The sequence below is a fragment of the Candidatus Protochlamydia amoebophila UWE25 genome (assembly GCF_000011565.2).
Classification (GTDB): domain Bacteria; phylum Chlamydiota; class Chlamydiia; order Chlamydiales; family Parachlamydiaceae; genus Protochlamydia; species Protochlamydia amoebophila.
Genome location: NC_005861.2, coordinates 1,191,564 through 1,212,440 on the forward strand (window position 1 = coordinate 1,191,564; position 20,877 = coordinate 1,212,440).

25 protein-coding genes and 2 pseudogenes are annotated in these 20,877 nt (G+C 35.6%); 13 read left to right on the top strand and 14 right to left on the bottom strand.

The features are described from left to right. Positions 1 to 257: 257 nt before the first annotated feature. The 7 genes from PC_RS04690 to PC_RS04720 form a co-directional block, all read right to left on the bottom strand. Positions 258 to 854, bottom strand: a complete 597-nt coding sequence (locus tag PC_RS04690; protein WP_011175523.1) for an NADPH-dependent FMN reductase — start codon at positions 852 to 854, stop codon at positions 258 to 260. A gap of 74 nt (positions 855 to 928) precedes the next feature. After that, on the bottom strand, positions 929 to 3,193 hold the full coding sequence (locus tag PC_RS04695; protein ID WP_011175524.1) for a Tex family protein: 2,265 nt from the start codon (positions 3,191 to 3,193) through the stop codon (positions 929 to 931). An 87-nt stretch (positions 3,194 to 3,280) separates the two neighbouring features. Then, entirely contained in the window at positions 3,281 to 4,591 is a 1,311-nt protein-coding gene (locus PC_RS04700) for a Y-family DNA polymerase (RefSeq protein WP_232086059.1), read from the bottom strand. Further along, complete coding sequence (locus PC_RS04705; RefSeq protein ID WP_011175526.1) at positions 4,572 to 5,003, bottom strand: LexA family protein; 432 nt, start codon at positions 5,001 to 5,003, stop codon at positions 4,572 to 4,574. Before PC_RS04705 ends, PC_RS04700 begins: the two co-directional genes overlap by 20 nt. A 158-nt stretch (positions 5,004 to 5,161) precedes the next feature. Continuing rightward, positions 5,162 to 5,728: a DUF4019 domain-containing protein gene (locus tag PC_RS04710; RefSeq protein WP_042282615.1), complete on the bottom strand. Its 567-nt coding sequence runs from the start codon at positions 5,726 to 5,728 to the stop codon at positions 5,162 to 5,164. Positions 5,729 to 5,818: 90 nt separating this feature from the next. Then, positions 5,819 to 6,262 carry a hypothetical protein gene (locus PC_RS04715; RefSeq protein ID WP_011175528.1) on the bottom strand — a complete coding sequence of 148 codons (444 nt, stop codon included), beginning with the start codon at positions 6,260 to 6,262 and terminating at the stop codon, positions 5,819 to 5,821. Positions 6,263 to 6,632: 370 nt separating this feature from the next. Further along, complete coding sequence (locus tag PC_RS04720; protein WP_011175529.1) at positions 6,633 to 7,073, bottom strand: globin domain-containing protein; 441 nt, start codon at positions 7,071 to 7,073, stop codon at positions 6,633 to 6,635. Between the two features lie 175 nt (positions 7,074 to 7,248). Between PC_RS04720 and PC_RS04725 the strand changes: the two genes are divergently transcribed. Next, entirely contained in the window at positions 7,249 to 7,587 is a 339-nt protein-coding gene (locus PC_RS04725; protein ID WP_011175530.1) for a TMEM14 family protein, read from the top strand. Between the two features lie 57 nt (positions 7,588 to 7,644). Here PC_RS04725 and PC_RS04730 read toward each other — a convergent pair whose 3' ends face one another. After that, positions 7,645 to 9,030, bottom strand: coding sequence for an MATE family efflux transporter (locus PC_RS04730; RefSeq protein ID WP_158024974.1), 1,386 nt, complete (start codon positions 9,028 to 9,030; stop codon positions 7,645 to 7,647). Positions 9,031 to 9,569: 539 nt separating this feature from the next. Here PC_RS04730 and PC_RS04735 point away from each other — a divergent pair. Together PC_RS04735 and PC_RS04740 are read left to right on the top strand one after the other, a co-directional pair. Beyond that, complete coding sequence (locus tag PC_RS04735) at positions 9,570 to 9,851, top strand: TraE/TraK family type IV conjugative transfer system protein (protein WP_011175532.1); 282 nt, start codon at positions 9,570 to 9,572, stop codon at positions 9,849 to 9,851. 170 nt (positions 9,852 to 10,021) lie between these two features. Continuing rightward, positions 10,022 to 10,234: a hypothetical protein gene (locus PC_RS04740; RefSeq protein ID WP_044044959.1), complete on the top strand. Its 213-nt coding sequence runs from the start codon at positions 10,022 to 10,024 to the stop codon at positions 10,232 to 10,234. A 184-nt stretch (positions 10,235 to 10,418) separates the two neighbouring features. Here the strand turns inward: PC_RS04740 and PC_RS04750 are convergent, their stop codons facing one another. Beyond that, on the bottom strand, positions 10,419 to 10,796 hold the full coding sequence (locus tag PC_RS04750; protein WP_011175534.1) for a hypothetical protein: 378 nt from the start codon (positions 10,794 to 10,796) through the stop codon (positions 10,419 to 10,421). A 128-nt stretch (positions 10,797 to 10,924) separates the two neighbouring features. Then, positions 10,925 to 11,098 (bottom strand): RING finger protein, encoded by a 174-nt coding sequence (locus PC_RS10450; protein WP_079890411.1) that lies wholly within the window; start codon positions 11,096 to 11,098, stop codon positions 10,925 to 10,927. A gap of 130 nt (positions 11,099 to 11,228) precedes the next feature. Here PC_RS10450 and PC_RS04755 point away from each other — a divergent pair, with 130 nt between their 5' ends. From PC_RS04755 to PC_RS09920, 9 genes and pseudogenes are all read left to right on the top strand, one after another. Continuing rightward, positions 11,229 to 11,489: a transposase gene (locus tag PC_RS04755; RefSeq protein ID WP_011175536.1), complete on the top strand. Its 261-nt coding sequence runs from the start codon at positions 11,229 to 11,231 to the stop codon at positions 11,487 to 11,489. Positions 11,490 to 11,680: 191 nt separating this feature from the next. Beyond that, a pseudogene (locus tag PC_RS11900) lies at positions 11,681 to 11,770 on the top strand (hypothetical protein); the annotation flags it as partial. Next, the gene (locus tag PC_RS09910) at positions 11,753 to 12,031 is read left to right on the top strand and encodes a DDE-type integrase/transposase/recombinase (protein ID WP_181679057.1); all 279 of its coding nucleotides are present in this window, start codon (positions 11,753 to 11,755) and stop codon (positions 12,029 to 12,031) included. The pseudogene PC_RS11900 and the gene PC_RS09910, both read left to right, overlap by 18 nt. A 20-nt stretch (positions 12,032 to 12,051) precedes the next feature. Next, entirely contained in the window at positions 12,052 to 12,327 is a 276-nt protein-coding gene (locus PC_RS04765; RefSeq protein WP_011175538.1) for a hypothetical protein, read from the top strand. Between the two features lie 489 nt (positions 12,328 to 12,816). Further along, complete coding sequence (locus PC_RS04770; protein ID WP_011175539.1) at positions 12,817 to 13,065, top strand: plasmid partition protein ParG; 249 nt, start codon at positions 12,817 to 12,819, stop codon at positions 13,063 to 13,065. Next, the gene (locus PC_RS04775) at positions 13,065 to 13,322 is read left to right on the top strand and encodes a type II toxin-antitoxin system RelE family toxin (protein ID WP_011175540.1); all 258 of its coding nucleotides are present in this window, start codon (positions 13,065 to 13,067) and stop codon (positions 13,320 to 13,322) included. The genes PC_RS04770 and PC_RS04775 overlap by 1 nt, the downstream gene beginning before the upstream one ends. 320 nt (positions 13,323 to 13,642) lie before the next feature. After that, complete coding sequence (locus tag PC_RS04780; RefSeq protein ID WP_011175541.1) at positions 13,643 to 13,828, top strand: hypothetical protein; 186 nt, start codon at positions 13,643 to 13,645, stop codon at positions 13,826 to 13,828. A 379-nt stretch (positions 13,829 to 14,207) separates the two neighbouring features. Next, entirely contained in the window at positions 14,208 to 15,959 is a 1,752-nt protein-coding gene (locus tag PC_RS09915; RefSeq protein WP_011175542.1) for a leucine-rich repeat domain-containing protein, read from the top strand. Positions 15,960 to 16,446: 487 nt separating this feature from the next. Further along, complete coding sequence (locus tag PC_RS09920) at positions 16,447 to 17,892, top strand: BTB/POZ domain-containing protein (RefSeq protein ID WP_420885536.1); 1,446 nt, start codon at positions 16,447 to 16,449, stop codon at positions 17,890 to 17,892. 517 nt (positions 17,893 to 18,409) lie between these two features. Here the strand turns inward: PC_RS09920 and PC_RS04795 are convergent. From PC_RS04795 to PC_RS04805, 3 genes are all read right to left on the bottom strand, one after another. After that, on the bottom strand, positions 18,410 to 18,715 hold the full coding sequence (locus PC_RS04795) for a tyrosine-type recombinase/integrase (RefSeq protein ID WP_011175544.1): 306 nt from the start codon (positions 18,713 to 18,715) through the stop codon (positions 18,410 to 18,412). Positions 18,716 to 18,838: 123 nt separating this feature from the next. Beyond that, positions 18,839 to 19,141 (bottom strand): addiction module antidote protein, encoded by a 303-nt coding sequence (locus PC_RS04800; protein WP_011175545.1) that lies wholly within the window; start codon positions 19,139 to 19,141, stop codon positions 18,839 to 18,841. Next, positions 19,131 to 19,472: a type II toxin-antitoxin system RelE/ParE family toxin gene (locus PC_RS04805; protein WP_011175546.1), complete on the bottom strand. Its 342-nt coding sequence runs from the start codon at positions 19,470 to 19,472 to the stop codon at positions 19,131 to 19,133. The genes PC_RS04800 and PC_RS04805 overlap by 11 nt, the downstream gene beginning before the upstream one ends. Before the next feature lie 786 nt (positions 19,473 to 20,258). Here PC_RS04805 and PC_RS04810 point away from each other — a divergent pair. After that, positions 20,259 to 20,477 carry a type II toxin-antitoxin system Phd/YefM family antitoxin gene (locus PC_RS04810; protein WP_011175548.1) on the top strand — a complete coding sequence of 73 codons (219 nt, stop codon included), beginning with the start codon at positions 20,259 to 20,261 and terminating at the stop codon, positions 20,475 to 20,477. Between the two features lie 81 nt (positions 20,478 to 20,558). Here PC_RS04810 and PC_RS04815 read toward each other — a convergent pair. After that, positions 20,559 to 20,873: pseudogene (locus PC_RS04815) on the bottom strand (hypothetical protein); the annotation flags it as partial. Positions 20,874 to 20,877 lie beyond the last annotated feature (4 nt).

The window sequence follows — 20,877 nt, forward strand, 5'->3', positions numbered from 1 at the left end:
TTTTGCTAATTATTGCTTGAACCCATCCAAGCCTCGACTGTTCTTTTCAAAGACAGAAATCGAAGCTGCTAGGCTCCTAGAATATTTTTGAGGGTTTCTTACGTTAAACTGGCGTTTGTTAGCTGAATAAGAAGGGAAAGTGAAGTTTTTGTGGTTGCTAAAACGGCTGCGAGTATTTCCATTTAACGATCTGTTCAAGTGAATATTGCAAGCATTTAAACTTTCGTCCAAAAGCCTGCAAATGATTTAAAGACTTTTTAAGCAACACTGGCAAGTTGAAGTTTCTTTGTTTTTTCAACTAATTGTTTCGCGAGTTCTTCAGTGGCTTTGCGATCTTGTTCTTTTTTTAAATTTCCTTGTTCATCAAAAGCGTTAGCAGCGTCGGAAATGGCTTTTTGGCTCGGCATGACCCAAGTTTGAATATTTTCTAAAATAGATCTTAAATGAACAAGCCCTCTTAATCCTCCTAAATTTCCTGGAGAGGCACTGATAATTAAAGCAACTTTATCGATAAAACAACTTAAATAGACTTCTTCAGGTGTAGCCTGACGCGTGGTCCAATCAATCATATTTTTTAATACGCCAGAGATAGAACTATTATATTCTGGAGAAGCAATGATAAAACCATCGTGCTCCCACAGTAGCTTTTTAAGTTTTAAAGCATTTTCAGGAAGCCCTTCATTCGCTTCGATATCCCCGTCATAAATGGGGAGCGGATAATCATTTAAATCAATATAAGTAACTTTTGCTCCAGCTTGTTCAGCTCCTTTCATCGCGTTTTTAACAAGTTTTTTATTATAAGAGTCTTTTCTTAAGCTGCCTGCAAAAGCTAATATTTTTGGTTGGTTATCCATCGCAATTTCTCCTATTTTTTAATCTTCAAAAACCTCTTTTAACAGCTTTTTTCCAAACATGCAACAGGGGATTTTTAAAGGGAAGCAAACGGATTAGAAATAAAATTACTTTGGGATCTGGTTTGCCTTTTTGGCTTTGAAGACTCTTTAGCAACTTGTATTGGCTCTTTAGTAGAGCGATTTTGGCCTACTCTTGCCGTTAAAGAAATGCGCTTACGTTCAACATCAATTGTTAAAACTTCTACTTTTAGCTTATCTCCAGCTTTCACCACATCATTGGGATGGCTGACATAGTGATCGGAAAGCTCTGATAAATGAATTAACCCATCTTGATGCACACCTATATCGATAAAAGCCCCAAAAGCTGTTACGTTAGTCACTATTCCTTCTAAATGGAGCCCTGGTTTAAGATCTTGAATAGATAAAATATCCTCGCGAAAGCTGGGAGGTTCAAAAGTTGCTCGCGGATCTCGACCTGGCTTTTTTAATTCTTGCAGGATATCTTTTAAGGTCAACTCTCCTACAGAGGCACTCATATACTTCTTTAAATCAATTTGAGCGACAAATTCGGGATGATCAATTAAATCTCTCAAGGAGAGGTTTAAATCTTTAGCAATTTGTTCTACTAATTCATAACGCTCCGGATGAACTGCTGAAGAGTCTAAAGGATATTCTCCATTTCTGATACGCAAAAATCCCGCTGCTTGTTCAAAGGTTTTAGCTCCAAATCCAGGGACCTTTTTAAGCTGCTGACGACTTTTAAAAGCGCCATGAGATTCTCGATATTTAACCATTTTTTGAGCAAGCGACTGACCGATCCCAGAAACATAAGATAGTAAAGGGGCGCTCGCTGTATTTAAATCGACTCCTACATGATTTACACAACTTTCCACTACATGAACAAGTTGGTCTTGTAAAAGAGATTGATGAACATCATGTTGATATTGTCCAACTCCAATTGATTTTGGATCAATTTTGACAAGTTCAGCCAGAGGGTCTTGTAATCGGCGAGCGATTGAAATGGCCCCTCTTATTGTCAAGTCTAAATCGGGAAATTCTTCCCTTGCGACATCAGAGGCACTGTAAACACTTGCTCCCGATTCATTAACAGTGACAACCAGGGTGCCCGTTAAAGCATCTTTTTTGATCAGTTGTTTGACAAAACTTTCTGTTTCTCGACCTGCCGTTCCATTACCAATCGCAACCGCATAAGGTTTGTAGAACTGAATAAAAGTCGCTAAGTCTTTTTCTGCTTGTTGATGCGCTCTTGCTCCTTGAGAAGGATAAATGGTGATCGTATTTAAATATTTACCTGTCTCATCGACAGCCACACATTTACAGCCTGTTCGAATGCCGGGATCGATTCCAATAACAGACTTTCCACCTAGGGGAGAAGCTAATAAAAGATGACGTAAGTTATTGGCAAAAATATCTACAGCCGCTCGATCCGAGGCTAATTTCAAATCTAAACGGACATCTGTTTCTACAGAAGGATAAAGAAGCCTTTTAAAAGAATCTTCAACTGCTTGTGATAAATGAGAACTAAAGGGAGAAGCTGGTTTAAGATTTACTAATTTTGCAATTTGTGAAATGACAGAAAATTCCTCTATTTCAATTGAAAAATCGAGGATATCTTCTTTTTCACCGCGTCGAATAGCTAAATAGCGATGAGAAGGAATTGTTTTAACTTTTTCTTTAAAATCATAATATTGCTCAAACTTTGTCGGTCCTTTGACACTAGAACGCACTTTTGAAACAACAACACCTTCTGTTGCAAATATTTCTCGAACATACGAACGAACAGCAGCCTCTTCAGCAATCATTTCAGCTACAATATCAAGAGCTCCGGAAATCGCTTGGTTGACATCCAAAACTCCTTTTCCTTCATTAATAAATGAACTGGCTGCTTCTTGCGGATTTCCTTGAAGAGGTTGACTTAAAATTAAAAGAGCTAAAGGCTCTAGTCCCTTCTCTCGAGCAATCATCGCTCTCGTGCGTCGTTTAGGTTTATAGGGTAAGTAAAGATCTTCTAAAATTGTTTTGACATTACAAGCTAAAATTTGTTCTCGTAGGGCATCTGTCAGTTTTCCTTGCGATTCAATCGAAGTAAGAATTGTTTGCCGTCTTTCTTCTAATTCTTTTAAATAATTGTGTCGTTCTTGAATGTTTTTAATTTGAACTTCATCTAGGTTGCTGGTCGCTTCTTTTCGATAACGGGCGATAAAAGGAATCGTATTTCCCGCTTCCAATAAATCAACTACAGCTTTGACAGAATGGACAGAAAGGGAAAGTTCTTGAGCGATTTGAATCATAAATACTTGGCGCGTTTGTTCTAACATAAACCTCTCTTCATAAAATCATAAGGAGGTCAAAGTTTAACAGTACTTATTGTTAACTGCAATCTAGAAAAAAAATGGCCTCAAATATTACTTAGCTAAAACAATGGGTAGCTGCTGCCAATTAGAAGGATTGTGCTTTGAGCTGCAGTCTTTTCGAGACTTCCAGCTTACGTCTGTTCCCATTGCTCCAAAGAATAATTTTTTTTTACCAAAACGAGCATTTAATGCATCCATGGTATTCATTAATTGTGTTCGCTTGGGATCTACAGGATTTAAAAACAAATCAGAATTTGAAGATGATTCAGGTAAAAGATCTAATAAAATGACCCCACATTTCTTATATCTTTCTTCACGACGGAAAATTTTATTTAACCCTCGTTTCGCGGCCTTAATCATCTCTCCTGTGTCTTTAGTTGGAGCTGGAAATATTTCAGTAATACTATCATAACAGCGCATCTTCTTTCCGGGCTGAATTTGATATTCTAAAAATATATACAACGCTTTTGCTAGGCTTCCCTGTGCTCTTAACTTTTCAGCCACTGTATAAACGTAGGTAGATAAAGCCTCGGACAAAGGGGTTATCTCTGAAAGAACATGTCCGAAAGACCTAGAATAAAGCAAACTTTTTTTAGAGACTTTTTCATCTGATTCTAAGCAGCTAACTCCTCTTAATTCCCATAGTATTCGCTCTCCAATCACACCCAGTCGTTTGCGAATAATGGAAGGATCCATTTGTGCATATTCCCAGGCCGTGTGAATATTCATTCCATTTAATTTTTCTTTTAAATTTCGTCCAATCCCCCAAACATCCCCAATCAAATAATTTTGTAAGACCTTTTGACGAACCGATGAATTTAAATCAAACACATAGAAATTTTGAATTTTTTTGGCGAGATCATTGGCCATTTTTGCAAGTGTCTTTGTGTTAGCAAGGCCTAAAGAAATAGGCATTCCCACCCATTTTTTAACCTTCTTTTGTAATTCGTGACAAAGAGAAACTAAATCAGAAGGGGCAACACTAGAAGGATATTTTAAAAAAGCTTCATCAATTGAATAAATGTCTAGGTCGGGGGCATGTTCGAATAAGAGGTTCATGATACGCTCTGAAATATCTCCGTAGAGCGCGTAATTTGAAGAAAACACTTGAATATTTCTAAATTCACAAAGCGCTTTAATTTGAAAGTAAGGTTCCCCCATTTTAACGCCCAAAAGCTTGGCTTCTTGAGAACGGGAAATTACGCATCCATCATTATTGGATAAAACAACCACTGGTTTCTTTTCAAGGTTAGGATTGAATAATCTTTCACAGGATACATAAAAATTATTGCAATCTACTAAAATGAATTGATCCCTTGATAATGATTCCACGCAATCAGAATTAGACAGCATGAATGACATGAGTCACAACCCCCCAAATATGCAGATTCATCTCTTCGGAAATTTCGATAGAAGGATATTGATCATTTTCAGCTATCAACTGCACTTTTTTAAATGCTATTTTTAATCTTTTTACCGTTAATTCTCCATCAACAGACGCAATAACCACTTTGCCATCCACTGCAGGCAAACTTCGGTCGACAACTAAAATATCTTGATGATGAATCCCTGCATTAATCATCGAAGAACCAGACACCTTAAGGAAAAAAGTCGCGGAAGGGTGCTTAATTAACAAAGCATTCAAATCAATGCGATCTGCCATCTCATTTTCAGCTGGAGATGGAAAACCTGCCGAAATCGTCTGCTGGTAAAAGGGTAAATGATAAAATTGTTTTTCAGCAGAAGAAATATTTTCTAAAAAAATCAACGTCATTGGGCTAACCTTCAAATCACTATTAGGATTCTAGTGATTAGGAAATAAATGTTTTATTTTTAATTCTGATAGGAAAATCTAATTAAAACAAGCCCTAATGATTTTTTTAATGATAACCCCACTTGTCATCAAGACAAGTGGCGTGGCAGACTTAGCTTTTAGTTGACTTGATAGGTCAACACTTTCCATTGGCCATCAGTGCCTCTTCTAAGAGTCAGTAACTCTCCTGAATTAGGAGCCTTGTCAAATGAAGTGTTGTACTCAATAACCATATAAGACCCTTTAGGAAGGCCATGGGGATCAATTGCTGGCTTTTCATCTTTCAGCGTACGAGATTGAACTTCTCCTAAACGCTTTCTTGCTAAATCTAGCGTTGTTTCCCACTCTTTTTGAGTAATTGTTTGTTGAAAAAGAGTATCTCCTTTTTCCCAACTCTGGGCATATTGCCCTTTATCCAGAGTCTCGACATAATCTTTAGCGACTTGAGCTGCTTCAATCATCCAAGCTGCCCAAGCCTTTTGATCGACTTGTGCTGATTGAGCTTGATTATTAGATACGTGAACTGGATTTACTATTTGTGTAGGTGTTTTACTATTTGGCACAGGTGTGGATACTGCCGATGGTGATGTCGAAGTGACAGAAGGTTGAGCATAAGCAGACCCTTGAACTAAAATCACTCCTAATCCAATTTTTCCTACTAATTTTATCAAACTGTCCTTATTCATCTTATCTCCCTTAAATTTTTTTAAGAATAGCATCAAGCCTCAAAAGGTAGGTGCTAATCCTTAATATTTTTAGGATTAGCACTTAAAAAATTATTTTCCGTTACCCTTATTTCCATTGCCTGTATTCTTTGTTTCACAATGGCTATCACAATGACTATCGCAGCAAAGAATATTTTTAAGTTTTTCTTCAAAGTCAGCTTTTATTTTCTTTTTTGCCATTTTGGCTTCCCATTTTTCTTGATTAGCTTCGCAAATGGCTTGTGCTAATTTTTCAATGCATGAATCGTTTGCACGGATATGTTCTTTTATACGTTCTTTTAAAACTTCCATCCATGCTGCGTCTGCTAAAGCTAAAAATTTTTGAGCATGATCTTGCTCTCCACAGCAAGAACTTTGGCAACCACATGAACAAGAACAGCTATTTCCACAATAAGAGTGGCTTCCACAGGAGCTGCTTTCACAGCATCCATGCGAGCTATGGTCGGAATGATAATGATGATGATGAGTTCCACAAGATTGATCTTGACAAGACATGGTTTTCTCCCTTTTAAGACTATCAAACCTTTGAAAAGACTCTTTCTCAGGCTAGATAGGTATTTGATATTAACACTAGTTTTCTCCAAAAAAGAGCCTAGTTTCACAGTATTTTAAGCAATTACAGGAACTTAAAAAACTTATTTTAACGTAAAAATTTGTCGGAGTCGAAAATGAGCGTTAACCTATGCCTGAATTTTTATTTTACGAATCAAACAAAAAGTTAAATCTCGAAAAGAAAATTCAAATTGAAGGTTATAATCTATCCATATCATGGATGAAAACTACAAGTCAATGCATTCAAATTATTTTTTTAATAAAAAAGTCCCTTCTCTTGAAGAAAAAAATTTGAGTCTACTGGAGTATAAATTTATTTTTCAGATTGAGTATTAATCATCCAAGTAGAAAATTGATCCAAAAAGCGATAAAAACTACCCATATATTCCATTGGAAAACAGTATTTTTGCTCTGCACCTTGAAGAATATGTTTAAAAGAATGCAACCAAACTTGTCTAGCTTCTTCATCAATGGCAAAGGGTAAATGTCGTTGCCGCATGCGAGGAGAGCCAAATTGTTGTTGATATAAAGGAGGTCCTCCACAAATAAAAACAAAAAAAGCGGCCGATTTTTTAGAAGCAGCTTTCATATCTGCAGGAAAAAGGTGGCGAATAGAAGATTTTTCTAATTCTAAATAAAAATCTTCTAACATTTTATAGATATTGTCCTCCCCCATTAATGAATAAATGCGTGAATCAGGGGTAATCCCTTGAGGAGGGCCACTGGGCGGAACATAAAATTCTTCTATTGACATAAAAATTCCTTAAAAAGACTCCTTTTTAACAAATTTATTTTTCTATTGTCCAGCTATTTTATCTATTGTCATTTATTCTTTAGACCCGAAATGAGTTTATACCTTGAATATTTCTTTGGTTTGGTTTTAAAATAATTTTTCAACACGAAAAAAATTTCCGCATAAGGAGTTTGCTATGCAAGGATTACCTAAAGTTATCTGGATTTACGCCATTATTGTATTGATTGGAGGAATTGTCGGCCATGCCGTGGCTAACAGCCTAGCCTCTTTAATTGCTTCTAGTATTACCGCAGCTATTTTATTAGGATGTGGTTATTTGGTCCATAAAGGACAAAGTTGGGGCTACTACGGAACTCTTTTAATTGCCGGACTTCTTTTGGCCTTCTTTGGATATCGATTTTCTCTGTCTTACAAATTCATGCCAGCTGGGCTCATGCTTGTTTTAACCACAGCCTTACTTGCCTACTTGCTGACAAATTTAAAAGCATTTTGCTGCCGAGAAAATTCTTTATAACCAAAAAGATAAATCAATTCTGAATGGCAGCTTCCAGTGTCGTCATTCAGCATCGGCTTAAGTCACAAAAGCATATTTCCATTTTTCGGTTTTGAAACGCCATAAGTAAATGAGGCTAGAAACAACTCCATACAGAGCAATTAACATCCAAGCAATATTTGCCGGAGCTCCCCACTTAAATACGAAGAAGTAAATGGGTAACAAAGCCACAATCCAAGGACCTGTACCTCCCACTTTCATAATAAAACGCGTATCCCCTGCAGCCGTTAATAGCCCGACTAACAACCAATTAATTCCATCAAATAGAAAAAATAACCAAACCCAAAAACATGCTGCATGTAAAGTAGAAAGTACGGCAGGACTTAGAGCTTCTTTTTGTACTAAAAATAAATGGATTAAGGGATCTGGATACCAAACTAAAATGACGCCTAAAAGTAAAAAAACGAATAAGTAAAGCTTTAAACCTGATTTTAGTAATTTCCACACAAGTTCATGTTGCTCTGCTCCAAAAAAATTTGCAGCAATCGCTGTTGCTCCTTTAGAAACACCCTCCGTCATAAAAGTGAAAAGAAAGAAAATACTTTGCGCGACTGTCACAACTGTGATGTAATCTGTTCCTAGTTTTGTCATCAAATGAAAAATCAAAACCCAAGCCATCAATTCGAGTGTGTGAGCAAAAGCATTGGGGATGCCAATACTAAGGCTTTTCCGAAAAAGACGTTTATTAATTCGCCATTTGTTAGTCCCTTTTTCTTTTCGATTACTGGCTTTGAAAAAATCCCACCCGAAAATTACAACTTGAACTGTCAGAGCTATTCCAGTTGCGATAGCAGCTCCTTTAATACCTAAAGCAGGAATCCACGGCTCCCACCCGAAAATTAACAAATAATCTAAGCCGATATTCACCAGATTCGAAACAGCCATTACGCAAGTCACACACTTTACCTGTCCTTGTCCAATGTAAAAAGCAGAAATCGCTCCTGAAAGAGCTGCCAGAGGACCAAAACACAACAAATATTTGAAATACTCTATTTCTAGCAAAGCAGAAGGATGACCATCAAAAAAATAAGGGCCAGCCCATAAAGCAAGAGGAATAAACCAAAAAAAAGAGGCTAAAGAAAGCCAAATCATTTGCCAAACAGGTTGACCTAACTTTTCAAATTTTTTTGATCCATTATAACGCCCTACAAAAATTTCAGCGACACTAACAGTTGAAATACACCAAAACTGCAAAAACTGAACTAGAATTCCTGCATTAGCAGAAGCATTTAGAGCCTCAAGAGAATAGTTAGCTAAAAATAGGCGGTCTAGAAAAAGCATTAAACTGACAGACATCAGAGAAAGCATTAAAGGAAAAGAAATTTGCCACAACTCCCCCATCGAACCTTGAGGATAAGCTGTTAATTTATTCAAATTCAAAGGAGACAAAGGAGAAGACATCATATAATCACCTATCATCAATAGTCCAAAAGTAATTTCTTTTGGTCTCACGATTTTTTTCGACTGATCAGTGATTTAATTTACATTTTTTCACACAATTTTTTTGCTGATCTGATAAAAAATAATTTTCAAACCATCATAAGATCAGCAAATAAATTCGAAAAAAAACTTTCAAAGTTTAAATCACAAACCAAATTATTTTTGCGCAATTTTTAGAAAGGAATTTTATATATTATAGGTCTATCGTTTCTCATGCGAAATTTGCATAGTATTGTAGAGTACTTGTCACCCACTCTAAAGAAAATCAATAGTAGATTTCGAATATTTTTATTGAGGGTTATTCAAATTATTTTTGAATATAGAAGAAGTTGCAGGAATTGTCAACCCCCTTTGAAATGAATAGCTTGATATACACTAAACTAAATTTAAAGTTCTTTAAAAACTTAACTATACTTAAAAATAAATTTTCAATGGGAAAAATTAAAAACAAGCCTAAAAAAATATTTTCATTGACTTAATGGAGTGAATACTTACCCATTAAAATGTGTCTACATACCGAGCCTCAATATCTTGCTTTATTAAAACAAAGGTTGATGGAAGAGGAAGAGACTTTAAAAAAACAAAATGCTTCTTACGTTTTTTACTTAAATAATGTCTACGTCAATTCCAAAGAATTAACGGTGACTTTGCTCGGAGATCGGAAATTTTTCCTTGCAGGCCAGCAGACCACCTTGGAAAATTGCGGCTATACCTTGCATTTCAATTACAGCGGAGCTCGCCTTCTTCTAAAGGGGATCATTCAAGAAAAAACCGACCTTGCTTAGATGAACAAGCGTATATCGTGCAGACGGAAGCATTTCAAGAGGCTTTTCAATTTTTGAAACAAGAGGATCATAACAAGCGGTTCCCTCTGTGGAGATAAACGCAGAGCTTTATCGTCAAGAAATTCCCAATCAAGCGTTCATTGAAAAACAAATGCAGGCGAGGCTTTCTCATGGTTAGTAAAAATAGGGCTTTTCTTCCTGCTTCTTTTCCCTTGTTAGGATTGATGTGCCTCTTACTTCCTTCATGTGCTATTTATAAACAAAAATTTGATTGTCCGGCACCAAAGGGAATTCCTTGTACATCTGTGACAGCTATCGAAAGCCTAATCATTGAAACCCAAGAAGGAGCTGATTTTCTCGTCTATCCCCCCATTGAAAGATAAAAAGAATGAGGAAACAAACCAGGGGTTAGCAGCTCTGCCTCCTAGAGTGTGGATTTGCAATCAAGCTAAAGAAAAGATGGAGATAAAAGGTTATTATATCCAACAGACAGAAAGCTTTGAACCAGACCTCTTTTTTTCTCTGTCGTTGGCCAATATTTTTCTTCTATCTTAACCTTTAAATCTCTTAATTTTTTTCTTCTGCACTAATTTCTTTAGCAGTTATCGTAGTAGATTGATTAAGGACTTTTTGTTCTTTAGGCGTTAGATTTCTTTTAGAAACAGTATCATTATAATGAGGATAGACATAGGTCACTAATCTATCTGCTATACTCATGTCTTGTAAATTTTTAACTTCTTTTTTCAAAATAGAATTTTTACTCTCAAGTACAGAGCATTGCTGTAAAACATTAGCAATTTTATTTAGATTTTCTACTGTCTCACGCGCAAGAGGCCTAAAATCTTTTAAAAACTGTTCAGGATCACCAATCATTTTTTTCATCTCTGCCTTATGCTCTTGCCTCTCTACTTTATACTCCTGCCTCTCTACTTTATGCTTTTGCATTAACTCTTCAATTGTTTGAACAGCTGTTATTTTTAAAGCAGTATGTTCTTCAGATAGTTTGCCTAAATCTGTTGTTTTTAAAGCGGTATACTTTTCAGTCAGAGTGGTTACCTTTTCCTGTGCAATAGCTAGGCTATAATTTTTAACAAATTAGTAACATCTAGGACCTTGGTTGAGTCCAAAGGGCATATAAATGGTGTTTCTTGAGCAATTGCTCTGTTATAAATTTCCATAATTGCTTCTCGTTCAAATGTATGGCCACAATCGTCTACAATAGGATCTGTAAAAGGTTGAAGAGTAATAGGACAATCAAAACAACTAAGGCATTCCTCTACTACATCTTCTTCAACGGAAGGTGTGTGACATTGCCCCGCAAAAAAGGTCCAACAAAAAGTAGAAAATCATGCTATCCTTTAAAAAAAGGAAAACAGTATGAAGAAAAGATTCACAGAAGAACAAAACATTAAAATCCTAAAAGAAGTTGACTCTGTAATACCTCTTGCAGAAGTTTGTCGCAAGCACGGAGTCAGCACAGCTTCTTATTATAAATGGAAAGCAAAGTTTAGTGGGATGAATGTTTCCGAAGCTCAACGATTAAGGAGCCTTGAATCTGAAATTACTAAGCTTAAAAGACTTGTTACTGACCAAGCTTTAGACATTGTGGCTTTAAAGGATGTCTTGTCAAAAAAGTGATAAGTCCAGCTGCTAAGCGACTTTGTGCTAAATGGATGATAGAAAACCATCGATTGAGCCAAAGACAGGCTTTTAAATTGTTGGTATTCCGTCGATCAGTTGGGCGATAGTTGTCGAAAAGGCAAGGAGATGAACAAGTAAAAGCACTCATTAAAGCAGTGGCTCTTGAAAGACCTTGATTTGGTTATCGACGCATTCATTTTATATTGAAAAAAAGGGGCTTTAAGATTAACCATGAGAAGCTTTTTAGACTTTATCAGGAAATGGGACTAAAAGTTAGAAAAAGAGGAGCTCGAAGACGAGGAGTTGGGATAAGGCTTGCGCGGATAAAAGCTTCACAAATCAATAAAGTTTGGAGCCTTGATTTTATGTCGGATCGGCTTGCAAATGGAAAGAAAATCAGATTACTCAATATTGTAGATGAGTTTACTAGGGAGAGTTTGAAAATGATTGTAGACACATCTCTTTCCGGATTAAGAGTGGTAAGGGAGTTGGAAGAGTTAATTAAATACAGAGGGTATCCTAGACAAATTATCAGTTAGAAGGGTTTGAGGCTTCGCCTATGAATTCATTTGGTTTTATGATAGGAGAAACAGCAGTAATGATGAAGGAAATTGAAGATATGAAACAACAACAAGCAAATGAAGAAATTCAGATATTAAACCTACAAATTCACGAATTAGAAACCCAGCTTCAAATAGGCAAAGAGAAGAAAGAAAAAATAAATTATAAACTTGAAGCAATGCTTTTAGTTGAAAAGGAATTAGAACAACTTCATAGCGAAGAAAAAAGATATGAAAAACGCCTTAAAGCAATTTATAATAGCCTATATAACTAATAGCAAAGAAAGCTTTGCCTTTTGCTTTTGAGCGTAATCACTTTTGAGCGTAATCATTTGAATATTCTTAAGAAGCAAAAGGCATAAAAGATCTCTAAGAGACGATTTATAAACCCAAATCAACTAATTATATGCACTTTAGTAGCAATCATTTCTCAAAATTGCATAGAAATGAACAATATAACCTAAAAATGGAAAATTCAATCTTAAACAGATGAATTTATATTGTAGCTAACCCTATGCCTAGATATTGGCTATGAAAAAAGTTGTTGCTGAACATGCTTAGCAATTTAATTCTTACTTTGATTTTTTTATTTTGGCTATTAGGGAAAAAATTAAAGCTTTGTCAATTGTTAATACATAAATAACAGTAATATAAAAGCCGCTCATGAATGCGATTTTGTAAGTGAGTGAGGTATTCCTCAAAAGAGGTTTGCATCTAAAAAGGAAAAACTCTATAATAAAAATAAATCACCAAGGAATTTTGTTATGGAAAAACAATATAAAAAACTAAGCGTTGATTTCCCTATAGAAGAATATTCATACCTGAAAATGGCTTGCGTTAAGAAAGGAGTCTCTGTGAAAGACTTTGTCACTCAAGCTGTCATCATGTCAATTGAAGACTATGAAGATGAGTTGGATGATTCATCTTTAGGCAAGGCAAGGAAAGAGGTTGCAGATAATGGGGTTATCAGTTGGAAAGAGCTGGAACAAAGACTTGGTTGGGATAATTTGTAATGAAATATGAATTATTCGTTAACCCAAGGGTTGAAAAAGCGCTATCTAAAATTGATAAGCATATGGCTTTAAAAATAAGAAATAACATTAGATCACTTGCAGCTAACCCTAGGCCATTGGGAGTAAAAAAAATTAAAGGTAATGATAACGCATATAGAATTCGTGTTGGTGACTATAGGATTATTTATGAAATTTATGACTCAAAAATTCTCATTTTGATTGTTAACGTGGGTCATAGGAAAGAAGTATACGAATAAAAAAACAAAAAATCTAATACGTAAGAAATCTGTTATATTTTCGTCAAAAAAAAGCATTTTCCAACTATTCTAAACGTAGATGGCATAAATTTTAGAGCATAGTTGCGATATTTTAGAGGCTATATGACTAAAAAAAAGGTTTTCTTAAAAAGTCGCTCGTTTAGAATTTTTAATAATCAGCTATTAACAGGTCTAAGTTATACTAACCTGTTAATGCATTTGTTGATGTTAAAATAAGGTTGAAACTGTCAAAGCCACGGCTCTAGAGTTATGCGAAACAGAAAAAAAGCTTAATTTACACTATTTTCCAAGCCAAGCAAATGTCCGTTCAACTACTTAAGCGTCTGGGCTATATTTTAAAGCTTTTATTTGTGCGTTTGACAAATTCCAGAGAGATTTCATGGATCGCCGGAGAAATTTTTCCATCACCTGTCTGTAGCCTTACCATCAATCCAAAAGATTTTCATTTTTACTTAGCTTTTGTCAAAGCTTCTTTCTTAAAATAGCATTTTTAGGTTTTTGAACACTCTCTCGCTAACCTAAAGGGTTATCTATACTCTATCAGAACAGCATCACCTATTCTTAATGGCCGCCTGAAAATCCAAAATTCAGGGTAACATATTAGAGTACTTATAAGCCGTTTGTTTCATGTTCCTATAATTTCGTGGACTTAAGGCATTTTCAGATTAAAAACTAAAAATTTTATATTTAAGCTCAATTGATTCTTACTTATTTTTTTAATCGCTCTTCATTGATAAAATGAACCTTTCTTTTAAAATGTGACTGCCTATTTTAACTTATTAATATTGCCATAATTTTTATCTATAAATAATATTATTAAAACATCTATAAATTAAAATTTATTTCACTCATTGGGAGGTCATTTTGAATATTTCTAATTTTGGATTTAATCCTAGTCATCTTGTTCATACAACGACTCCATCTTACGATCCCCCTCAACAAGACATTAACGATCAACTTGAGAATGAAAATACTCCCTTAGACAATTCTTTACCTAATCTAGAAGAAACTAGTGCACCAACAATTCCAGCTTCCGCTCTTTCACCTTCATCTGAAGAAATTCAACTAAACTTTCACGAGGGAACTTCTCTAACTATTTCTCATTCTCAGTTAGCTTTGTTAAGGGATAAATCCCTTTATTTTAAAACTCTTTGGTCAGGAAATTTTCAAGAAACCCTGCAACACCCTCTCGATTTAACAAAAAAAGACTTTACGCTTTTGCTTAATTACCTAGCGAATCCTAAGTTTGAAATTCCCTTGGAAGAGATCTCTTCTTCTATTCAACTCGCCGATTATTATGGACTAACAGAAGTGGTGAAACATTTAGAAGAACAACTGATAGATGGGTACAAATCACAAAGATTTGAACCCTTTAACTCCACTGAAGAAAGTTTAGTCAGATTAAAAGAGATTTTAAATTTCGCGCAGCAATATCAATTAAACGCTTTGAAAAACTATTTAGAATTCACCGCTGTGAGCGCCTTATTAAACCAGACCATTCAGTTAGCGGAGTTTGAAAAAATTATAAATCATTTCTCAAATGAGATAGAAGCTCTTGATTTTTCAAACAATGCCCATTTGACTGATGCCCATCTCTTAGCATTAAAAAATTGTGAAAATTTAAAAGTGCTTCATTTAGAAGCATGTCTGGCTATTACGGACGATGGATTAGCGCATTTGGCACCCTTAGTGGCTTTGCAGCATCTAGATTTAAGCGATTGTGAGAATCTCACCGATGTTGGATTAGCGCATTTGACACCTTTAACGGCTTTGCAGCATCTAGATCTAAGGGGGTGCTATTTCACCGATGCTGGATTAGCCCATTTGACACCCTTAACGGCTCTGCAGCATCTAAATCTAAGCTTTTGCAGCAACGCCACTGACGCTGGATTAGCGCATTTGACACCTTTAACGGCTTTGCAGCATCTTGATCTAAGGGGGTGCTATCTCACCGATGCTGGATTAGCCCATTTGACACCCTTAACGGGTTTGCAGCATCTAGATCTAATTGGCTGTAAGGATCTCACCGATGCAGGCTTGGCCCATTTGAGGCCCTTAACGGCTTTGCAGCATCTAAATCTAAACTGGTGCAGGAATCTCACCGATGCTGGATTAGCCCATTTGACACCCTTAACGGCTCTGCAGCATCTAGACCTAAGCTTTTGCAGTAACATCACTGACGATGGATTAGCCCATTTAACACTCTTAACAACTTTGCAGCATCTAAATCTAAGCGGCTGCTATAAGCTTACCGATGCAGGATTAGCCCATTTGACACTTTTAACGGGTTTGCAGCATCTAAATCTAAACTGGTACAAGAATCTCACCGATGCAGGATTAGCTCATTTGACACCTTTAGCGGGTTTGCAATATCTAGCTCTAACTGACTGTAAGAATCTCACCGATGCAGGATTAGCTCATTTGACACCTTTAACGGCTTTGCAGCATCTAAATCTAAGCGGCTGCTATAAGCTTACCGATGCAGGATTAGCCCATTTGACATCCTTAACGGCTTTGCAGTATCTAGATTTAAGCTACTGCATGAATCTCACGGATGATGGATTAGACCGTTTTAAAACTTTAGCAACTTCACTCAATTTAGAAATTATTAGGTAAAAAACCTTAATAAAAAAGCAGGAATTCTAACGCCGAAAGCAAAAGAGTACTTTGTCCTAAGTAGATCAAGAATAAAATTTCATTAAAGTTGATCAATTTCTATTGAAACGCTTCTCTAATAGAAATATCCGCTATGAGACGTATTATAGGATGGAAATTAAGCTTATAAATCAATTTTAGTCGCGGCATTTTCGTCCACATATTTCCTAATTAAATATGCCCTCTAACCGTATCAGAGAACTTATAAATCGTTTGTTTCCTGATTCTATCATTTCATGGACTTAATGCAATTACAGTTTAAAAGCTAAGGAGCTTATATTTAAACTATATTAATCCTTATTTGTTTTTTAATAGCTCTTCATTGATAAAATGAAACTTTCTCTTAAAATGTGACTGCCTATTTTAGCTTATTAATATTGCTATAATTTTTATCTATCCATCATATTATTAAAATAGCTATAAATAAAAATTTATTTTTCTCATTTGGATGGTCATTTTGAATATTTCTAATTCAGGGTTTAATTCTAGTTATCCTGTCCATACAACGACCCCATCTTACTATCCATCTCAAGCAATTAGCGATCATCTTGAGGATGAAAATACTCCCTTAGCCAATTCTTTAGATAATCTAGAAGAAACTAGTGCGTCAACGATTCCAGCTCCCGCTCTTTCACCTTCATCCGAAGAAGTTCAACTAAGCTTCCAAGAGGGAACTTCTCTAACTATTTCTCACTCTTTGCTAACTTTTTTAAGGGAAAAATCACCCTATTTCAAGAATCTGTGGTCGGGGCAATTTCAAGAAACTCTCCAACATCCTCTCGATTTAACAAAAGAAGATTTTACGCTTTTGCTCAATTGCCTAACGATTCCTAAGTTTGTAATTCCCTTGAAAAAGATCCCTTATTCTATTCAACTAGCCCAATATTATGGACTAATAGGATTGGTGAAACATTTAGAGGGACAGCTAATAAATGAATATAACTCTCAGAGATTCGAACCCTTTGACTACACTGAAGAGAGTTTAATCGAATTCAAAGAACTTTTAAATTTTGCACATTGCTGTCAATTAAATGAATTAAAGGAGGATTTAGAATTAAATATTGCGAACGTATTATTAAACGCGACTTCTCAGTTAGCGGAGTTTGAAAGAACTATAAAACATCTCTCAAATGAAATAGATATTCTTCATTTCTCAAATCAGACTTATTTAACAGATGCTCATTTCTCAGCATTAAAAGAATGTAAAAATTTAAAAATACTTACTTTCGAGACATGCCAAGCTCTCACTGACGATGGGTTGGCGCATTTGGCATCCTTAACAGCTTTGCAGCATCTAGGTCTGAGGGGATGTGACAAAGTCACGGATGCCGGTTTAGCGCATTTGACATCCTTAAGAGCTTTGCAATATCTAGATCTAAGCTTTTGCCGTAACATCACTGATGCTGGATTAGCCCATTTAACACCCTTAACCGCTCTACAGAGACTTCTCCTAAAAAAATGTGAGAATCTTACGGGCGCTGGATTAGCGCATTTGACACCTTTAAAGGCTTTGCAGTATCTAGATCTAAGCTATTGGGATAATCTTACTGATGATGGATTAGCGCATTTGAGGCCTTTAGTGGCTTTACAACATTTAGACCTGGCTAATTGCTATGAGCTCACCGATGCTGGATTAGCGCATTTAACACCTTTAGTGGCTTTAACGCATTTGAAACTAATTTGGTGCCATAAACTCACAGACGCTGGATTAGCGCATTTGAGGCCCTTAGTGGCTTTAAAACATTTAAATCTGAGTAGTTGCCGTAATCTTACGGACGCTGGATTAGCGCATTTAATACCCTTAACGGCTTTGCAGTATCTAAATTTAAGCGATTGTCGAAAACTCACCGATACAGGATTAGCAAGCTTTAAAGCTAGCATTTTAATTCAATAACCTGATATTCGACTAACTTCAAAGATTAAAGATATAATTCACAATAAGTCATTGTAAAGTGTTTTTCTTGTTATTCTATTATCACCCTTGAATCAATGAATGATATTTATTCCAGGTTACTTTAAAGAAAACAATTAGAGAATGTCTACTTTCATTAACTTAACAAATTCAGTTGATAAATTGTTTTCCTTAAACTATACGTAGTAAGAAAAATTCCCTTCTTTTAAGCTTTAAGATCCCTCAGCATGGGCAATTCTGTGTTTTGATAATGTCGTTTTGGAAAATTATACGTTTATAGGTAACAAAGATAAGTCTAAGTTAAAACAATGATTGAAAAAATTTCTAATCAAAAATATCTCCATAATAAAACTAGAGGTGATTTAAAGGCCGAGGAACACACCATATAAAGTAAATTTGGTTATTAATCTATTGCAGGACCCTTACGAGAAGATCACTTAAGTGAATCAAGTCATATTCAGTCTTATTCAAATAAGGACAAAACACTAATCAAGCATTTTTAAATCACCAGATTGATCAATTTAGTCGCATTATCTGCTCGAGACCCTTTATCATAGGCATAAACAAGCTCTGAGCTAGCATGACCCGTCACTCGCATGATCTCACTATCCGAAAAACCTTGTTTTTTTAGATAGGTTACTGTGGATGCTCTGAGTACAGGGGGAGTGATTTTAAAAGGAATATTTGCTTTTACACCGGCTTTTTTAAAAGTCAAAGCCACTTGATTGATCATGACAGGTTTTCCCGAACGCGTGATAAAAATTTGACCCGTTCTATTTTCGAGATAGTTTCTAAGGCTCTGCATAACACTTTCTGGATAAGTGATGATACAACCTATATTCCAGTAAGCTGATCCCTATAAAAATTGTCTATAATCACTGTTGAGTACATCAGCTAAATTTTTTAGCCATAACTTTCCCTTCAATAATTAAGTTAATCTTAAATTTAATCCCATAGCCATACACAAAGAAACCAAGGTATGCCATTTAGGGTTTCCAGCGCCTGAAAGTGTTTTGTAAAGGCTTTCACGGCCGACATGCGCTTTTTTGGCTAAAGCTCCAATCCCACCTTGTGCTTCCGCTACATTGCGAAGAGCAATCAAAAAAACTTGTTGCGACTCTTCGTCGCCCTTCAGGCTTTCTTCTAAAGCAGCATTTAGATAGGCAACAGCCTCGTCATGATCCTTTAGCTGTTCTAAGAGAAAATCTTGATACTTCTTATTACTTGCCATAACTTAACTCCCTAGATTGATAATCCTTCAAATACTCCATTGCTTTTGCAATGTCCTTGTCCTGAGATCCTTTATCACCACCGCAAAGAAGCAAGATGACTTTGTTTCCAATCTTTCCATAATAAATCCTAATGCCCGGGCCGTAATGAATACGAAGCTCATGTACCCCCTTTTGCAAGGTTTTACAATCTCCAAAATTCCCAAGCTTCAATCGGTCTAACCGGGTTAAAATTTTAGCCCTTGTATGGATTTCTTTGATTTCCTTGATCCAAATCTCAAAGGGTCGTTTACCATTAGCGGTTTCGTAGATTTCAATATCGATCTCTTCCATATAGCTTATTGTATCTTTTAGGATACAATAATTCAAGTAAATTTTAACCTATAAATTTTGAGAATTTCGCCAATATCTTGGGAAACAACCTTTGAAAAAGAAAGAACAAAGGCAGGCCTAGCTTCTGCTAGCGCTCGTGGACGAAAAGGTGAAGCTTCCTTTTAAAATGACTAATGCAAAGCTTAGACTAGCAATGGCAGTTATGAGGGAGTAGGTTTTCCCTTCTTTAAGTGGCAATGACAAGCTTCAGAAGGTATCACTTTTCGATGCTTAGCTAATGGGCCATTGAGGTTGTTTTGGTTTAAGTCTTTCCAAATCAGAACAAAGTTTATAAAATACAGCTTGGGTTGATTTTGGAAGGGCTTTAATTTGTTTTTCCAGTCGTTTCGACCGCTCAATCTTCTAATTGCACATAAAATTAATCGAAAGCGATTAAAAAATAAGTAAGAATTGATTAAACTTAAATATAAGTTTTTTAGTTTTTAATCTGAAAATGCCTTAAGTCTACGAGGCTATATGACAGCAAAACAAACGGGTTGTAAGAAATCTAAAGTTTTAAAACGTACTAACACCAGCATTATCGGAAGTTAGGACAATTTTTTAGAGATTGCCAAATGTGTACATTACGCTGATTAATTAAATCGTTATCCTATCACCAAATATAATTTATATTATTTAGAATATGATGACTTATTTATCAATACAATTATTTACTATATTTTATAGTCATAAACTTGTTATCTAATAAATTTATTAATTTAATCAAAAGATATATAGGTTAATGATATGGAAAAAGCAAAAGTAATGAGCTTCGTAGAATTCCGTCAAAACTTATCAGAATGTGTTAACTTAGCAAAATATAAAGGCGAGAGATTTTTGATTACTCGTAATGGAAAAGCCGTAGGTGCTTTTGCCCCTGTAGAGGATTTAGAAAAAATTAATGCATTTAATAATGTAATTGCTGACACAGCCACTGATGAGATAAGCTCAGAATTTGAATCCTAAATCAACAAAAGGATTTAAGTTATCTCTAGAGAGCTTTTTTCTTACCGGAACTGCATGAATTAACTGTGATAATATGTATCTTTAAGAAAATTTATTTATATCTTTATTTATTAATAGATTAAGTGAAGCTGCTAAAATTTTAAAACGTGCTAATCCTGCATCGGTGAGTTTATTACAGCCAAATAAATCTAGATACTGCAAAGCCGTTAAAGGTGTCAAATGCGCTAATCCATCATCCGTGACATTTATACAGTAGCTTAGATTTAGATGCTGCAAAGCGATTAAGGGTGTTAAATGCGCTAATCCATCATCGGTGAGATTATTACAGCCAAATAGATTTAGATGCTGCAAAGCGATTAAGGGTGTTAAATGGGCTAATCCTGCATCCGTGAGATTAAGG